Origin of the sequence: Neobacillus sp. NPDC097160 (assembly GCF_044762155.1) — a bacterium.
In the GTDB taxonomy this organism is placed as follows: Bacteria; Bacillota; Bacilli; order Bacillales; family Cytobacillaceae; genus Neobacillus.
This window is the reverse complement of sequence record NZ_JBIWDU010000003.1, coordinates 264,130-279,672: the sequence shown is the minus strand read 5'-3', so window position 1 is coordinate 279,672 and position 15,543 is coordinate 264,130. Positions and strand designations below refer to the sequence as shown.

Here is a 15,543-nt window from a genome sequence, read left to right as displayed (position 1 = left end):
AAAAGCTTTTCTACTATACAAGTTATGCAAGAGGGAGATTTAAAAGACCCTCATCCACAAGCGGAATGAGGGTCTTTTGTTCTAGCATATTCTTGGAAACATCGTTCCTGATAATCTGGTTAATAAGCGTTTGGAGCCTAGTGGGGTTTCTAATAATAATTGGCCTTTTCCTTTTCCGATGATGGAACCAATGACAGCCGCATCTCTCCCTTCAGGGAACTCTCGTAAAATATCGATTACTTTTTCTTTTTCTTTTTCTCGATCAGCAACGACAATAATTGCTTTTCCTTCATTGGCGAGAAAAAGCGGATCAAATCCTAATATATCGCAAACCCCATGAACCTCTTCTCTAATCGGCAAATCGAGCTCATTAATTTTCATCGTCAAATGAAAATCTTCAGCAATTTCCACGAGGGTGGTAGCAATGCCCCCTCTCGTTGGGTCGCGCATAATCCGAACACCATCAGTAGACCTGAGAACCTCTGACAGCATTTTATTCAATGAGGCACAGTCGCTATTTATTGGCACTGTTATTCCCAGTTCACCTCTCGCCGCAAGAACAGCAATCCCGTGATCTCCAATCGTACCAGAGACGATGATGGCATCACCTTCTTCAAATTCAAGGCTGCAACCGCGCGTATCTTCATAGATACCAATTCCGGTCGTATTGATGTATACGCCATCAGCACTACCTCGTTCGACAACCTTCGTGTCACCGGCCACAATGGTTACGCCTGTTTTCTTCGCTTCGTCTGCCATGTCTGTTACGATTCGCTTTAAATCGGAAATTGGAAATCCTTCTTCAATGACAAAGCCGCATGTTAAAAATGCCGGGTTCGCCCCACTTACGGCCAAATCATTGACAGTCCCTGCGATTGCCAATTTACCAATCGAACCGCCTGGGAAGAAAATCGGTTTGATGACAAACGAATCAGTTGTCACAGCAATCCTGTGCGTTGTCATTGTAATCGCTGCCGCATCAAACAGTGCCGCATTTCCATCACCAAAAGCTTCAATGAAAACGTCCTTGATTAATTGATGGCTTAATTCCCCGCCATCACCATGTGCTAGACTGATATATTTCTCCATTAAAAGCTCTCCCTCATGTATTGATAATAGGCGGCACAGCTGCCTTCTGCCGAGACCATACATGGTCCAATTGGGTTCATTGGATGACAGGCTTTTCCAAACAGCGGGCAGTCATTCGGTGAGATCAGGCCGCGTATCACTTCGCCGCAGCGGCATTTTGTTTTTTTAGTCTCTCCGACTTCCACCGTAAACCTTTTTTTCGCATTATATTGTTCAAATTCAGGTTTAAGATCTAGACCGCTTTTGGAAATGACTCCCATGCCGCGCCATGCCTCATCACATTCTGTTAAATAATGTTTAATCCACTGATGGATGACTTGATTCCCTGTCTTAGTGACAACGGCAGGATGGTTATTTTCAATCGCTACCCTGCCTGTCAATGCCATATCGATTAATTTATAAATCCCGGAGAGTAATTCTGCTGTCTCAAAGCCTGTAATTACGCCGGAAATGCAGTATTCATCGACTAAATACTGATAGGAATCTTCTCCCAAAACAATAGAGACGTGACCAGGAAGCAAAAAGCCGTCCATTTGGACTTCACCGGCATCTAATAAAAAGCGGAGTACCGGTTCGACAAGTTTAGTTGTCATCCAAATGGAAAAATTCTTGATCCCACGTGTTTCCGCTTCCCCAACCATTAAGGTCAGAATCGGAATCGTTGTTTCAAAACCGACGCCAAGAAAAATCACTTCTTTGTCAGGATTTTCTTCCGCAATCTTCACTGCATCAACAGGTGCATATAAAACGCGGATATCTTTTCCGGCAATCTTGGAATCCAGCAGCGTTTTGCTTGAACCCGGCACCCTCATCATGTCGCCAAAGGTACAAATAATCCGGTTCTCACTTTCAGCTAAGGCAATCATAGCATCGATCGATCGCTGGTCTGTTACACAGACGGGACAACCCGGGCCGGAAATGAGATTCACGTCATTCTTCAAGCATTGCTTAACCCCTGTGCGGGCAAGTGACATGGTATGGGAGCCGCATACCTCCATAAATGCAGGCTTCCTTCCAAACTTTTGCTGGAATTCATTTGCTTTTTCAATAACGGCTTCGACAAGCGGTTTACAAATTTCCGGGTTATTTGACTGTTTCTGCATTTCGAGCATCGACGAGCTTCCTCCATTCTTCCACACTCTGCCATGCATAGGTTTCATCGACAATACTCATCGCCTGACCGGCATGTACGATCACATATTGACCAAGCTTGACTTCAGGAACAAAAATGGTTCCAACTGTCGTCTGAGAACCCAAGACATCGACGACCGCACTATATTCCATCTTTTTCACAACTTTTGCTGGTACTCCAACACACATTGGTTTGCACTCCTTTTTGCTGCGGCAACCACTAATTGCCCAAAAGATAATCCTCCGTCATTACATGGTACCTGCTCTGGAACAAGTACATCAAAAGACTTTTCCCTCAATTCAGCTGCAAGTCTTTTTCTAACATAACGGTTATGGATACTTCCCCCAGATAAAACTACCTTTTTTTCTGCATCTGGATTTTTATTATTCAAATCCACCATGGCACAGACAATCGCTTGGACTACTGTTTCATGGAATCTTCCACTTACTAAATGAACATCTTTGCCCGCCAAAACATCGAAAGCAATTTCCTTCAACATTGTAGAAAAATTAATCGTTAAAATCTCTTTGTCTATTAATTCATAGGAATATGGCTCAAAGATGCAGCGATCGTCCGCCAGTTCCGCTAACCGGATCGCCGCTTCGCCGTCATAGCTTGACACTTGAGTAATACCGCACATGGCACTAACAGCGTCGAACAGCCTGCCGCATGTTCCGGCATAAATGGTATTCACATTCTTTTCAATCATAATTTTTAATAAATCAATCTCTGAAACTTTGTCTGCAAAAATTGCCTTGGCAATGGCCAAACCCTCATCATCATATAGCGAGATGAGCATGGCAGCAGCATTCCTCCATGGTTCACGAATACACTTTTCACTTCCTGGAAGGGGAGTATAGTGTAAATGGGCCATGCGTTCAAATTCTCCGGCATCACCATAGAAGATTTCAAAACCCCATATGTTACCGTCAAGACCATACCCCGTACCGTCCAAGATAATTCCAAATGCCTTCCCGGGGATTTGGTGTTCTTCGATACAGGCCGCCATATGGGCATGATGGTGCTGGACTTCAATTATTTCTGCAAACGCGTACTCTTTTACCATCTTTTGAACATTATAGCCAGGATGGGCATCGATGACAGCTATGTTTTTTGGTATATCAATCCATTTTAACAAGTGTTCTAATTCTTGTTTGTAATAGTCAATTGTCTCAATATTTTCCAAATCTCCGATGTGTGGACCGACAAAAATCTGCTCATTTCGACCAATCGTAAATGTTGTCTTTTGTTGACCGCCGAAAGCGACGATTCCTGTCACATCGTGACTTGTCGAAAATGGGTCAGGGACGTATCCCCTTGACCTGCGCAGGAAATCGAGCATTCCATCATTTATTTGAACAACGGAATCATCAACAGGATGGAGAATCTCCCGGTTATGAATGAGATAAAAATCAGCAATACCCGCTAAATAATGAAAAGCTTCCTCGTCCTTATAAAGAATCGGCATGCCTGATGGGTTGGCGCTGGTCATCACCAGACAAGATAGATCGGTATCTGTAAAAAGTAAGTGATGGAGCGGTGTGTATGGCAGCATCACCCCAATCGTACTCATTTCCGGCGCCACACTCTCAGCGAGTGAATTTTGTTCATGCTTCTTTACGATCACAATTGGTGATTCCGGACTTTTTAAAAGGTCACGTTCATCCTTATCCGCTTTAGCAATACCTTCTACTGCGGAAATGGATGCCGCCATCACCGCCAGCGGCCTTAGTGGCCGGTTTTTCCTTTTTCGCAATTCTGCCACTGCCTGTTCATTACGAGCATCGCAGCAAAAATGATAGCCCCCAATTCCTTTTATCGCTAAAATCCTGCCATCCTTTAATAATTTTATCGTTGTCTTAATCGGATTCTCTGAATCTGTTTCGGTCCCATTTTTATCAAGCAACTGCACCTTTGGGCCGCATATCGGACAGGCAATTGGCTGGGCATGATGGCGTCGGTTGGTCGGGTCTTCATATTCCCTCCTGCAATCATCACACATCGGAAAACTTTTCATCGATGTATAGGGCCGATCATACGGCAGCTCCTCGATTATCGTGTAGCGTGGACCGCACTGGGTGCAATTGATAAACGGGTATTGATAGCGAAAATTATTCGGGTCATTCATTTCATTTAGACAATCGTCACAAACAGCCGAATCAATCGGAATGACGAGCATCGATGTTCCGCTTCGTTCACTCGGAATGATCGTAAACTCAGTTACATTTTGAGGTACCGTTTCCTCGATCAATATCTCATGAGTTTTTGAAAGTCTTGGAGCCCTGTTGTTCAAGTCCGATAAAAAGGCTTGAACCGACTCTAAATTCCCTTCAAGGTGGATTTTGACACCGTCCATGTTATTCTGAACGGTGCCGTTTAGCTTGTATTTGTCGGCAAGCTGAAAGACGAATGGCCGGAAACCGACCCCCTGGACCCTGCCGCGAACGGCAACCTTTACTGCTGTACACATTTCAGAAATGCTCCTTCAATCCAAGAAAACCATTCATGCAGTCCTTCCTGTGTACGGGCAGAGAGTGGGAATAAATTGGACTCGGGATTGATTTCAGAGAGATCCTTTCTTGCTTCCTCGACACTAAAATCGAGATATGGCAATAAATCAATTTTATTTAATAAAACAAGTTCCGTACGCATAAACATTTGCGGGTATTTCGGGATTTTATCATTACCTTCAGGGACACTTAATACGGCAACTTTATGCTGCTGACCAAGGTCGTATCCTGATGGACAAACGAGATTACCGACATTTTCGATGAAAAGAATGTCGATAGCATCCAAATCGAATTCTCCTAATGCAGCTGCAATCATACGGGCATCAAGGTGGCAGCCCCCATGGGTATTTATTTGGACTGCTTTAGCACCCATGGCTCGAATCCGGACTGCGTCCCTTTCCGTCGCTAAATCCCCTTCGATGACGGTAATTCGATATTTTCCTGATAGTTCTCTGACCGTTTCTTCTAATAAGGTCGTCTTACCTGCTCCCGGAGAACTCATAAGATTAATCACCAAGGTTTTGGTGTTGTGGAACAGTTCTCGATTGAAGTCTGCAGCCTTGTTGTTATTTGTTAACACATCTGTTCTTAATGTCACTTTCATCTTCCATAACTCCCTTCGTATGATAAAACCTGAAATGTTTCTCCAGTCAGCAGCTGGCCTGAAGGAACGTGACAGATAGGACATAATGCAATTTTTTGATCTGGTCTGTACTCTTCGCCACAAAGGATACACTTTGCTTTTGCTTCCTCAAGATGAATCACCAGTTCCGCATTTTCTGAAAAAAGATGCAAATTTTGATTGCTAAAAATATCAAAGGCCATTTTTAAAGCATCAGGCATGGCGTTTGCGATTTCCCCAACAATTAATTCAACCTTTTCTATTTTTTGGATTCCATTAACGGCCGCATCTTCCTGTACAAGCTGAAGAATATCCCCCATCAATGACATTTCATGCATCATGATCACCCTGTTTCATATACTTCTGAAACCCAATAAAATACGAGTCTTCTTTTCGTTTTATTGGGTTTGAGTTGAGCTGTAAATCTCCTGATTGTGTCTTAAAATTGTATTCTTTTTGACAATTCAAACATTTCCCACTTGAATATAGCGTTGTTACGATAATAATATTCGAACACCCAGGACACACTCCATCAAATGCCTGTATGTTCGTTCCGTTGTGTGTAACTATTACGGGTTTTCCGCCAATAAACTTCATTTCAAGATTGCTGTAATGCTCATGTTCTTTTAAAAAAGGATGCCATGTAATTCCCAGAGCTCGATCTGCGGCGGCTTCTACCTTTTCCAAATCCTCGCTTAAAAAAGGCTCATATGCAGATTTAACCGTTTGGAAAAGGCCCCCTGCCATTTCTCTTAAAAAATCGCCCCGTCTCATGAAACAATTCTCCACTGATTAACTTGATCCACTACCGTTTTAGCAAGTTCTTCGAGCTTACTTTGATTCATCTCTGTCAGTCCGATGCCTAACTCCAGCGATGTTGGCTGCATCCCGAACATCACAATTTGCTTTGGATATCGTTCTCGCATTTTCGCGGCTAATAATACCTCTTGGAAACCAAGCTGGTGGATGGACATTTTAATACCAAAATAGGCTGGGATCTCATCCCCCTTCAAGGTAATGATAGTTCCGCCTGCCTTTCCTGCATTAATCGCATCAATGATAATGAGATTTTCTGCATCTTCAACTGGTCCGAGCAATTTCATCCCGTCTGTTAATCCTTCCACAATTTCGATATTTTCATAGTCTTTTAATGTTTCCTCAAGTAAGGGCAAAAGGTGAATGCCAACACCCTCATCAGAGAAGAGGGTGTTGCCAATACCTAAAATAGTAATCTTTTGTACGTTATCCTTATTTATCATTTTTTTCACCAACTGCCTTTTTCGGTTCTGTTTTATAACCCGTAAACATAGATGAAATGGAACCGCAGCGTTCAAGATAATCATCACGGAATGCTAAGTAAACATGGAGTACAATAAAGATCATGAAGGCCCAAGCAGTCAAGTGATGCCATGAACGCATCATAAAGCTATCCCCGAAAAGATAAGGAACCCATGCAAACAATTTTGCCCAAATAGTTTCTTTCTGTGGCTCAAAATACATAAAGAAACCGGTAAGGATTACAATTACTGAACCAAGATAATTAAAGATCCAATAACTTAACAGTGCCAGCGGATTATGTCCCACGAAGTGTGGCTTTTTATTTTTTAAAAACAGGTAGAACTTAACCGTATGGAATGTATCCTTCCAAAATACCCAGCGAAATGGATTAAATTTAGCAAACTTATTTCCAACAAAGCACCAATACATTCGATAGATAAAACTTGCAGTAAAGACGAATGCAGTAAAGAAGTGAATGTATCTTACCCAGCCCATCAGGTTGGAATAATAGGCTTCCTCGGGTATTCCTGCTCCGGCGAAAGGTTTTCCAATATAGATACCCGTCACCATTAAGATGACAATTGCCACGGCATTTACCCAATGGTAAATTCTGACCGGCAATTCCCACACATATGCTTTTACATCATTTTCCATAGTTGAATAAATGATTGGCTCATCCTTATGATACGAGTTCTCGCTGTTGATCACCGGGTTTTCAGGGAACAGGCCTGGCGTTTGAGTCGGTAATTTAGGCGCACCCATTTTTTCAACTCCTAACCTAAACGAATTTCAGTCGTTTTATTTGTTTCCAAATCGGTTAAGTGAACGGCACAGGCAAGACATGGGTCAAAAGAATGAATAATCCGCATGATTTCCAGCGGTTGTTCTTTATTTAACATTGGGGTCCCTTTAAGAGCTGCCTCATATGCACCGATTTTATTATTATGATCGCGCGGTGATGCGTTCCAAGTTGATGGTACAACAGCTTGATAGTTATGTGTTTTCCCATCCTTAATATCAATCCAATGCCCGAGCGCCCCGCGTGGTGCTTCCATCCAGCCAACACCTTTAGCACGTTCAGGCCATGTGCTTGGTTCCCATTTTGAGCGGTCAAATGTCGTTTGGTTGCCGCTCTTCACATTTTTCAAAAGTTCATCCATGTCATTACGTAGCCAGCCTGAAATTAAAACGGTTTCAAGACCGCGGGCAACGGTACGGCCTAGAGCTGATTGCAATGCAGTAATTGGCAGGTCAAGCTTTTTCAAGGTATCGTCCACGATCGTAACAATCTCTTCTTTTCCTGCTGCATAGCCGACAATCATCCTAGCGAGAGGACCTGTTTCCATCGGGTGCTCCTTCCAGCGTGGAGCTTTTAACCAGCTATACTGTTTGTCAGTATCCAATGTTTTAAACGGTGCTTTTGGACCCGTGTATTTAAGTGTGGTTTCTCCATCAAATGGATGCTTCCCTTTGCCGCCCTCTTTTCCATCATAGGTGTACCAGGAATGCTCAATAAACTCTTGAACATGTTTAGGGTCCTTAAGGTCAACATCTAACACCTCTTTTAGGTTGCCATTTAAGACAATTCCGCGCGGCATCCGATAAAGCTTTGTATCATAAATATCACCGGTTGAAAAATCTCCATAGCATAAGTAATTATTTAAACCGCCGCCATATGTCCAATCTTTATAGAATGAACCAATTGCGAGTAAATCAGGAATATATACCTGAGTAACAAACTCCCTCGCCTGATCGATGAGCTGTGATACATGCATTAATCTTTCTGCGTGCACCCCATTGTCGCTGTTAATATCAAGCGGTGTGGCCATTCCGCCGACAACATAATGCGGATGAGGGTTTTTCCCACCAAAAATAGTATGGATTTTGACAATTTCCTTCTGCCAATCTAATGCTTCCAAGTAATGGGCAACAGCAAGTAAGTTTACCTCAGGTGGAAGTTTGTAGGCTTTATGGCCCCAATAGCCATTTGCGAAAATTCCCAGCTGTCCGCTTTGTACCAACTTCTGCACTTTATTTTGGACATCTGTGAAATAACCAGGAGATGATTTGGGCCAGCTTGAAATGGACTGTGCCAGTTTGGAGGTCTCTGCCGGATTTGCACTGATGGCACTGAGAACATCGACCCAATCCAAAGCGTGCAAATGGTAAAAATGGACGACATGGTCATGGACAAATTGGGCTTCGTTCATAATGTCACGAATTAAATGAGCATTTCTCGGAATTTTTATTTTTAATGCATCTTCTACTGCTCGAATCGAAGTGAGCGCATGTACCGTTGTACATACACCGCATATTCTCTGTACATATGCCCAAACATCCCTCGGGTCACGGTCTTTGACAATCAACTCTAGTCCGCGGACAGATGTTCCAGAGCTAAATGCTTCTTTAATGACACCTTGCTCATCTACATCCACTTCTACACGCAGGTGCCCTTCAATTCTTGTTATTGGATCAACTACAATGCGTTCACTCATGTTCTTCACCTCGTTTGTCATCTATCTTTTTCTTGATTACTGTACCTACAGCATGAACTGCAACACCTGCTGAGGCTAAGCCAACAACAGCTAAGCCGATACCATCTGGATTAATTGTTGTTTGCGTTCCGGGAATCTTTGCCCTTCTGGTATAAAACGGACCGTTGTCCCAAAAGTCTTTTTCGGCACAGCCGAAACATGGGTTACCGGATTGGATTGGATAGCTTACCCCACCGTTCCAGCGCATTTCAGCACATGAGTTATATGTTGTCGGACCCTTACAGCCAACCTTATATAAGCAATAACCGTGTTTTGCACCATCATCATCAAAATTTTCAACGAATAAACCTGCATCAAAATAGGCACGGCGGTTACATTTATCATGGATTCGGTGTCGATAAAAAGCCTTTGGCCGGCCATATTGGTCTAATTCCGGAATTTTCCCAAATGTAATGATATGAGCTATCACACCAGTCATAACCTCTGCTATTGGCGGGCAGCCGGGAACTAGTATTGTTGGTGTATTTTTCACAAAGCTTGTGACCGGTTTAGCACCTGTTGGATTCGGGTGTGCAGCAGCAATTCCACCCCAAGATGAACAAGAGCCATAGGCGACAATTGCCATGGCTCCGGCAGCCATTTCCAGGAAGGTTTCCTTTGCCGATTGGCCTCCCACCGTTAAAAAGGCATCATCATCAGGGATGCTTCCTTCTACTGCAAGCACATATTCTCCTTTATAATCCTTTAATACTTGTTTCATAGAAACTTCTGCCTGATGGCCCAATGGTGCGGAAAGGACTTCAGAATATTCTAGTGAAATCATTTCTAGTAAAACACTTTCTGTCTTTGGTTGTGATGAACGAATAAATGATTCGGAGCAACCGGTGCAATCCTGGAATTGCAGCCATACAACTGGTACCCTTGTCTTCGTTTCCATGGCTTTAACAACTTGATCCGACTGTGTAAATTCAAACCCTAGTGTGGCAGCTAATGCCGTACACATTTTCAGGAAGTCACGACGGCTAAAACCATGATCGATTGCGGCTTCATATACTGTTTTCTGTCTCTTCATCCGCTAACCCCTCCACTTATCAAATAAATAAGTAAAAAACTTGATTTCAAGAAAATTGTAGTATATTGGCGGGTCATTCGTCCTGAAATTTCCAAAAAGTACACAAAGAATCCTTAACTGCATTTTTACGATATTTTCTTTAAATACGTTGAAAATAATATTTTATAAACATAACAAAAAGGCCTTAAGAGATTGTTTAATCCCTTAAGGCCTTTCCATTTACCATTATACTTCTACTGCTTCTTCCTTTTCTTCATCCTGCTCTGCTTCTTGCTGCTTCTTTAACCGTTTCCGGTAAACGAATTTCGATAAATTAATACTAACTTCATACAGGAGCAAGAGTGGTAATGTTACGACAAAGTCAGACATAAAGTCTGGCGGTGTAATCACAACGGCAATAATAATCAGAACAAAGTAGGCATATTTACGAATTTTAGATAAAACAAACGGATTAATAATTCCCAGTGAAGTTAAAAACATAACGACCACCGGAAGTTCAAATAACACTCCGAATGGAAGAGTCATGTTCATGATGAAGCTAAAATACCTTTCGGCAGTGAAGTTAGTAACAAACATATCTTGACCAATGTTTACCAAAAAGTTCAATACCATTGGAAAAATGGCAAAGTATCCGAAAGCAAGGCCACTAATAAATAAGAAAAATAAAGCCGGTACATATGATAGGGTAATTTTTCTCTCGATTGGTCTTAACGCCGGCTTTACAAATAGCCAAATTTGCAACGCTAAGACAGGGATGGTTCCTGCAACAGCAACAACAGTTGCAAGCATGAAATAGATCCACATAATATCACTTGGCCCAAGAACCATCAGTTTTGTATCGCCTACAAACCAGCGATAAATATCATCAACATAAATAAAACCGACGATAAAAAAAGCAACAAATGCCAGAGCCGAAATGATAATCCGTTTGCGCAATTCTTCTAAATGATCAACTAAATTTAGTTCTTTATCTTCCATTTACTTCCCCTGCCAATTTCAAAGGTTGAAAAAATGGGTGCGTGTATGTATCTCCCAACAGCAAAAAGAATGCTCGTTTGGGAGATAAACATGATTTCACGCATCCTTAAGTTAAAAACACCGAGAAGAAAAAGGTGCAAGACATTAATCTTACACCTTATTTAGTCAAGTTTTTCTTTTCTTCCTTGATGTCTTCCATTACATCATCCGTAAGTTCACGGGTTGACTTTTTAAATTCCTTTAAAGTTTGTCCAAAAGCTTTTCCGATTTCCGGCAGTTTCTTAGGCCCAAAAATGATCAGCGCAAGTGTTAAAATTAAAATTAATCCGGGTACTCCGATATTAGAAAACATGGATTTACATCCCCTTCAAATGTTGTGTATTTCTACTATGATTATAGTATTGAAAAACCCTTTTGCGTTAATTATCTTCAATAATTCATAGTAATTTCACAAAATCTAATAAAAATACCTTCAAAGTGATTTTTAGCATTTTAAATCACTATAGACAATTTAACAATTACTATTTCTAAAGTCAATGTCCAATTTTTTGATGAAATTTTTAAAATATTTTGACAACTGTCTTTTTTTTGCATATAATTTGAACATTAGGAACATATACTAATGAAAATTATTAAACCAACGGATTGGATGTGATGAGGATGGAATTTTCACTATGCAGTTTTGATGGAGCCCTCCCTGTTGAGGTAACAATTGATGATGACAACGGGAGATACACCATTCGTAAGAGCGATCGGAGTGGAGAATATTTCAACAGTCCAATTGAATTAATTGCCTGGGTGAAAACTCATTTCCATGAGGAAGAATTTTGCCATCCACATGAATTCAGGGGTATGCTAGCAAAAATGGCAGAATATGAATTAAATGGCTCATATTTATAATAGTAAGTTTTACGTAAAGAGGCACCAGTGTCTGCTGGTGCTTCTTTCAATATGCTAAGCCTTTCGATCATATATCCTAAATTCATAATCGTAAGGATTTTTTTCATCCTTGATTCCTTTTTCAGAGGAGTTTAATTCCCACTTGTCTAAATTGAATTCTGGAAAAAAGGTGTCTCCATCAAATGATTTATAAATATAGGTTATGTATAACCGATCTGCATAAGGAAATGTCGCTTTAAAAATTTCCGCCCCGCCAATAACAAAAATTTCATCGTCCTTTCTTTGGCAATACCTTACAAATTCCTCAACTGAATTAAATATAGTGCATTCGTCGCTTTTGTAATCGTGCTGGCGGGTAATGATGATATTTTCTCGGCCCGGTAGTACACGGCCAATCGATTCATGCGTCTTTCTACCCATGGCAATCGGGTGACCCATTGTCACTCTTTTAAAAAATTTTAAGTCTTCCGGCAAATGCCATGGCAATTGATTGTTCTTGCCTATCGCGCGGTTTTCATCCATTGCAACGATAAAGGAAATCATACACTGACCACTCCTTTAATGTGTGGATGTGGATCATATTCTTCTAAAGTGAAATCTTCATATTCGAATGAGTAAATATCTTTTACATTCGGATTGATTTTAAGGACTGGCAACGCACGCGGCTCTCTTTCCATTTGCAGCTTTATTTGTTCAAGATGGTTTTGATAAATATGAACATCCCCAAAAGTATGAATAAATTCTCCCGGTTTTAAATCACACACCTGTGCAATCATACATGTTAATAGTGCATAGGAAGCAATATTAAACGGTACACCGAGAAACACATCCGCCGAGCGCTGGTATAGCTGACAGCTCAGCTTTCCATCCGCTACATAAAATTGGAACATGCAATGGCATGGCGGCAGTGCCATATTATCAATCTCGGCTACATTCCAGGCATTGACAAGCAATCTTCGTGAACTTGGATTTGTCTTTATCTGTTCTATTAATTCGCTGATTTGATCCACTGTTTTTCCATCGGCACCAGTCCATGAACGCCATTGATGACCGTAAACAGGCCCTAGTTCTCCATTCTCATCGGCCCATTCATTCCAAATCCGCACACCATTCTCCTGCAGGTAACGAACATTCGTATCACCTTTCAAAAACCAAAGCAATTCATAGATAATCGATTTTAGGTGCAATTTTTTGGTTGTTAACAGTGGAAAACCTTCTTCTAAATTAAATCTCATTTGATAACCAAAGGTACTGATGGTACCTGTTCCAGTACGGTCACCTTTTTTAGTACCATTTATAAGCACATGCTCACATAATTCTAAATATTGCTTCACTTTGGACACTCCCTTTGCAGCCATTCATATCATACTATTTTAACAATCACCGAGAGCTTAGTGAAGGCTTTTAATGAATTTATATGTTAAAGGTGCTTTCAAAAGTAATTGTTCTTTTGTATCTTTATTTAAATGATACATTGCAAAGGCCTCAGCAAAATATTCCTCTGGAAAAAGGAAATAACCATTCCCAGGAAACAGCTGTTCATGCTCTTTCTCCCACACTCTGTGAAATTCTTCCGACCCACTTATGTCACCAAACACATAGCGGTCGATAGAATGTGCCAGTTCATGTAATTCTAAATTCACGGAGCCATGTCCTTTTCCTTGTGCACTTGAACCAATTTTAGCAAGTACAACCTTTGAACCTCCAATACCAGGGACGTCATCCCAGGTTATGTTAGCTTGATACCCTCTTGGAACTTGTCCAGCTAATTGACTGGCCGTTGGATTATCCGTCAGCTTTCCTGTAAAAAGCTTTACATTTATTCCATTTTGATTAACTTTTTCCAATAGAGAACTTGATAATGAACCAATTCGTGAAATCATTGCGGCAGCTTCTTTTTGATTGAAAGATTGCTTTGGCAATATAATGATTTGATTTAACAATTGTCTCGATTTGTTATCTTTAAAAGATTGATAGAGGACAGAATTGCTTGGAAAATCTCCTAGCATTGTACCGTCAAAAGAGGCTTGTGATGTTGTTATTGATGATAAGAACAAACCAGTTATGATAATAGAAACGACCCATTTCCGCATACTATTCCCCATTTTTGTCTATATTTAATAGAATTATAACATAGGAAATAGCAGAAATTTTGGAGTATTCAAGGTAATAATGGAAGATTATACAAATAAAGAAGCTGACGACATCGGCAGCCTCTCCATACAATACATTTAAACTTCTAACCCAAAATTCCGGCAAAGCGCGGCTAAACCGCCTGCAAAACCGCTTCCGACAGCATTGAATTTCCAGTCACCATTATGGCGGTAAAGCTCACAAATAACAACAGCCGTTTCAACGGAAAAGTCCTCACCAAGATCATATCTTAGGACTTCTCCACCTGTTTCCTCGTCAACTAAACGAACGAAGGCATTGGAGACTTGGCCAAAATTTTGGCTCCTTGCTTCGGCATCATGAATTGTAACCGAAATCGCAATCCGGTTCACATGGGAAGGGACTTTACTGAAATCAATCTTGATCTGCTCATCATCGCCGTCCCCTTCACCCGTGCGGTTATCTCCTGTATGTTCGACCGCTCCTGAGGAGTGGACTAAGTTATTATAAAAAATAAAATCCAAATCCTGAGTCACTCGACTGTTTGCATCTGTTAAAAAAGCAGAAGCATCCAAATCAAAGTCCTGACCACCGTGATAGCGGTTCGTATCCCAACCAAGGCCAACAATAACCTTTGTTAACCCAGGGTTTGTTTTTGTTAGATCAATTCTTTGTCCCTTTGCTAAATTGATACCCAATAAAATCACCTCATCAAGAACAATTTTTCCTATTAGCTATAAGAACGAACAACTTCACTAAGGCTCGCTGCATTTGTACCGCTGCCGATTGCAGCGAACTTCCACTCATTGCCATGTCGATAAAGTTCGCCCGTCACAAGACAGGTAAGCCCACCATAATTATCGCTTAGATTGTAGTGAATTAACACTTGATTGTTACTAGGATTTACGATTCTAATAAATGCATTTTGAATCATGCCAAAGTGTTGTTTTCGTTTTATACAATCATAGATATTTACAACGAAAACAAGTTTTTGGATATGGGATGGTACTCTGCTTAGATCCACCATAATTTGCTCGTCATCGCCATCCCCATCGCCTGTCAAGTTATCTCCAGAGTGCTGGACACTGCCGTCATTACTTTTTAAGTTCCCAAAATAAACAACATCTTTATTGTTTTGCAGCTTATCGTTCGCACCTAACATAATCACAGAAGCATCACAGTCGATATTAGCAGCCCCACCGCCGCCGAATAAACCGCCGAACAAACCGCCGCCACCGCTGCTTTGGACAGGATCCCAGCCTAAGCCTACCAAGATTTTAGAAAGCCCTGGATTACCCTTCGTTAAATCAACACGTTGACCCTTTTGTAAATTAATAGCCATGCCAATCACTCCA

General features: G+C 41.2%; 19 protein-coding genes. 1 reads left to right on the top strand and 18 read right to left on the bottom strand.

Annotated elements, in window-relative coordinates; genetic code table 11:
* Nucleotides 1-81 precede the first annotated feature (81 nt).
* From hypE to ACIQXV_RS05725, 13 genes are all read right to left on the bottom strand, one after another.
* Complete coding sequence (hypE, locus tag ACIQXV_RS05785) at nucleotides 82-1,089, bottom strand: hydrogenase expression/formation protein HypE (protein WP_402956864.1); 1,008 nt, start codon at nucleotides 1,087-1,089, stop codon at nucleotides 82-84.
* Nucleotides 1,089-2,201, bottom strand: coding sequence for a hydrogenase formation protein HypD (gene hypD / locus ACIQXV_RS05780; protein WP_402956862.1), 1,113 nt, complete (start codon nucleotides 2,199-2,201; stop codon nucleotides 1,089-1,091). The genes hypE and hypD overlap by 1 nt, the downstream gene beginning before the upstream one ends.
* Complete coding sequence (locus ACIQXV_RS05775; RefSeq protein WP_402956860.1) at nucleotides 2,173-2,409, bottom strand: HypC/HybG/HupF family hydrogenase formation chaperone; 237 nt, start codon at nucleotides 2,407-2,409, stop codon at nucleotides 2,173-2,175. The genes hypD and ACIQXV_RS05775 overlap by 29 nt, the downstream gene beginning before the upstream one ends.
* Complete coding sequence (gene hypF, locus ACIQXV_RS05770) at nucleotides 2,379-4,691, bottom strand: carbamoyltransferase HypF (protein WP_402956858.1); 2,313 nt, start codon at nucleotides 4,689-4,691, stop codon at nucleotides 2,379-2,381. Before hypF ends, ACIQXV_RS05775 begins: the two co-directional genes overlap by 31 nt.
* On the bottom strand, nucleotides 4,676-5,335 hold the full coding sequence (gene hypB, locus ACIQXV_RS05765; protein WP_402956856.1) for a hydrogenase nickel incorporation protein HypB: 660 nt from the start codon (nucleotides 5,333-5,335) through the stop codon (nucleotides 4,676-4,678). Before hypB ends, hypF begins: the two co-directional genes overlap by 16 nt.
* On the bottom strand, nucleotides 5,332-5,694 hold the full coding sequence (locus ACIQXV_RS05760; RefSeq protein ID WP_402956854.1) for a hydrogenase maturation nickel metallochaperone HypA/HybF: 363 nt from the start codon (nucleotides 5,692-5,694) through the stop codon (nucleotides 5,332-5,334). The genes hypB and ACIQXV_RS05760 overlap by 4 nt, the downstream gene beginning before the upstream one ends.
* On the bottom strand, nucleotides 5,684-6,127 hold the full coding sequence (locus tag ACIQXV_RS05755) for a hypothetical protein (protein WP_402956853.1): 444 nt from the start codon (nucleotides 6,125-6,127) through the stop codon (nucleotides 5,684-5,686). Before ACIQXV_RS05755 ends, ACIQXV_RS05760 begins: the two co-directional genes overlap by 11 nt.
* Nucleotides 6,124-6,612 (bottom strand): HyaD/HybD family hydrogenase maturation endopeptidase, encoded by a 489-nt coding sequence (locus tag ACIQXV_RS05750; RefSeq protein ID WP_402956851.1) that lies wholly within the window; start codon nucleotides 6,610-6,612, stop codon nucleotides 6,124-6,126. Before ACIQXV_RS05750 ends, ACIQXV_RS05755 begins: the two co-directional genes overlap by 4 nt.
* Nucleotides 6,602-7,285 carry a Ni/Fe-hydrogenase, b-type cytochrome subunit gene (gene cybH, locus ACIQXV_RS05745; RefSeq protein ID WP_402957146.1) on the bottom strand — a complete coding sequence of 228 codons (684 nt, stop codon included), beginning with the start codon at nucleotides 7,283-7,285 and terminating at the stop codon, nucleotides 6,602-6,604. Before cybH ends, ACIQXV_RS05750 begins: the two co-directional genes overlap by 11 nt.
* A gap of 119 nt (nucleotides 7,286-7,404) precedes the next feature.
* Entirely contained in the window at nucleotides 7,405-9,126 is a 1,722-nt protein-coding gene (locus ACIQXV_RS05740; protein ID WP_402956850.1) for a nickel-dependent hydrogenase large subunit, read from the bottom strand.
* Nucleotides 9,119-10,198 (bottom strand): hydrogenase small subunit, encoded by a 1,080-nt coding sequence (locus ACIQXV_RS05735; protein ID WP_402956848.1) that lies wholly within the window; start codon nucleotides 10,196-10,198, stop codon nucleotides 9,119-9,121. The genes ACIQXV_RS05740 and ACIQXV_RS05735 overlap by 8 nt, the downstream gene beginning before the upstream one ends.
* A gap of 225 nt (nucleotides 10,199-10,423) precedes the next feature.
* Nucleotides 10,424-11,176 carry a twin-arginine translocase subunit TatC gene (tatC, locus tag ACIQXV_RS05730; RefSeq protein WP_402956846.1) on the bottom strand — a complete coding sequence of 251 codons (753 nt, stop codon included), beginning with the start codon at nucleotides 11,174-11,176 and terminating at the stop codon, nucleotides 10,424-10,426.
* Between the two features lie 157 nt (nucleotides 11,177-11,333).
* A complete protein-coding gene (locus tag ACIQXV_RS05725; RefSeq protein ID WP_149870705.1) occupies nucleotides 11,334-11,528 on the bottom strand; it encodes a twin-arginine translocase TatA/TatE family subunit in 195 nt (64 codons plus the stop codon).
* Nucleotides 11,529-11,836: 308 nt separating this feature from the next.
* Between ACIQXV_RS05725 and ACIQXV_RS05720 the strand changes: the two genes are divergently transcribed.
* Entirely contained in the window at nucleotides 11,837-12,076 is a 240-nt protein-coding gene (locus tag ACIQXV_RS05720; protein WP_402956844.1) for a hypothetical protein, read from the top strand.
* Nucleotides 12,077-12,130: 54 nt separating this feature from the next.
* Here ACIQXV_RS05720 and ACIQXV_RS05715 read toward each other — a convergent pair whose 3' ends face one another.
* The 5 genes from ACIQXV_RS05715 to ACIQXV_RS05695 all read right to left on the bottom strand — a co-directional run bounded on the left by ACIQXV_RS05715 (nucleotide 12,131) and on the right by ACIQXV_RS05695 (nucleotide 15,530).
* Nucleotides 12,131-12,619 (bottom strand): dihydrofolate reductase, encoded by a 489-nt coding sequence (locus ACIQXV_RS05715; protein ID WP_402956842.1) that lies wholly within the window; start codon nucleotides 12,617-12,619, stop codon nucleotides 12,131-12,133.
* A complete protein-coding gene (locus tag ACIQXV_RS05710; protein WP_402956841.1) occupies nucleotides 12,616-13,410 on the bottom strand; it encodes a thymidylate synthase in 795 nt (264 codons plus the stop codon). Before ACIQXV_RS05710 ends, ACIQXV_RS05715 begins: the two co-directional genes overlap by 4 nt.
* A 57-nt stretch (nucleotides 13,411-13,467) precedes the next feature.
* A complete protein-coding gene (locus ACIQXV_RS05705) occupies nucleotides 13,468-14,169 on the bottom strand; it encodes an anthrax toxin lethal factor-related metalloendopeptidase (protein ID WP_402956839.1) in 702 nt (233 codons plus the stop codon).
* A 138-nt stretch (nucleotides 14,170-14,307) separates the two neighbouring features.
* On the bottom strand, nucleotides 14,308-14,886 hold the full coding sequence (locus ACIQXV_RS05700; protein WP_402956837.1) for a TerD family protein: 579 nt from the start codon (nucleotides 14,884-14,886) through the stop codon (nucleotides 14,308-14,310).
* A gap of 32 nt (nucleotides 14,887-14,918) precedes the next feature.
* A complete protein-coding gene (locus tag ACIQXV_RS05695) occupies nucleotides 14,919-15,530 on the bottom strand; it encodes a TerD family protein (RefSeq protein WP_402956835.1) in 612 nt (203 codons plus the stop codon).
* Between the last annotated feature and the right edge of the window lie 13 nt (nucleotides 15,531-15,543).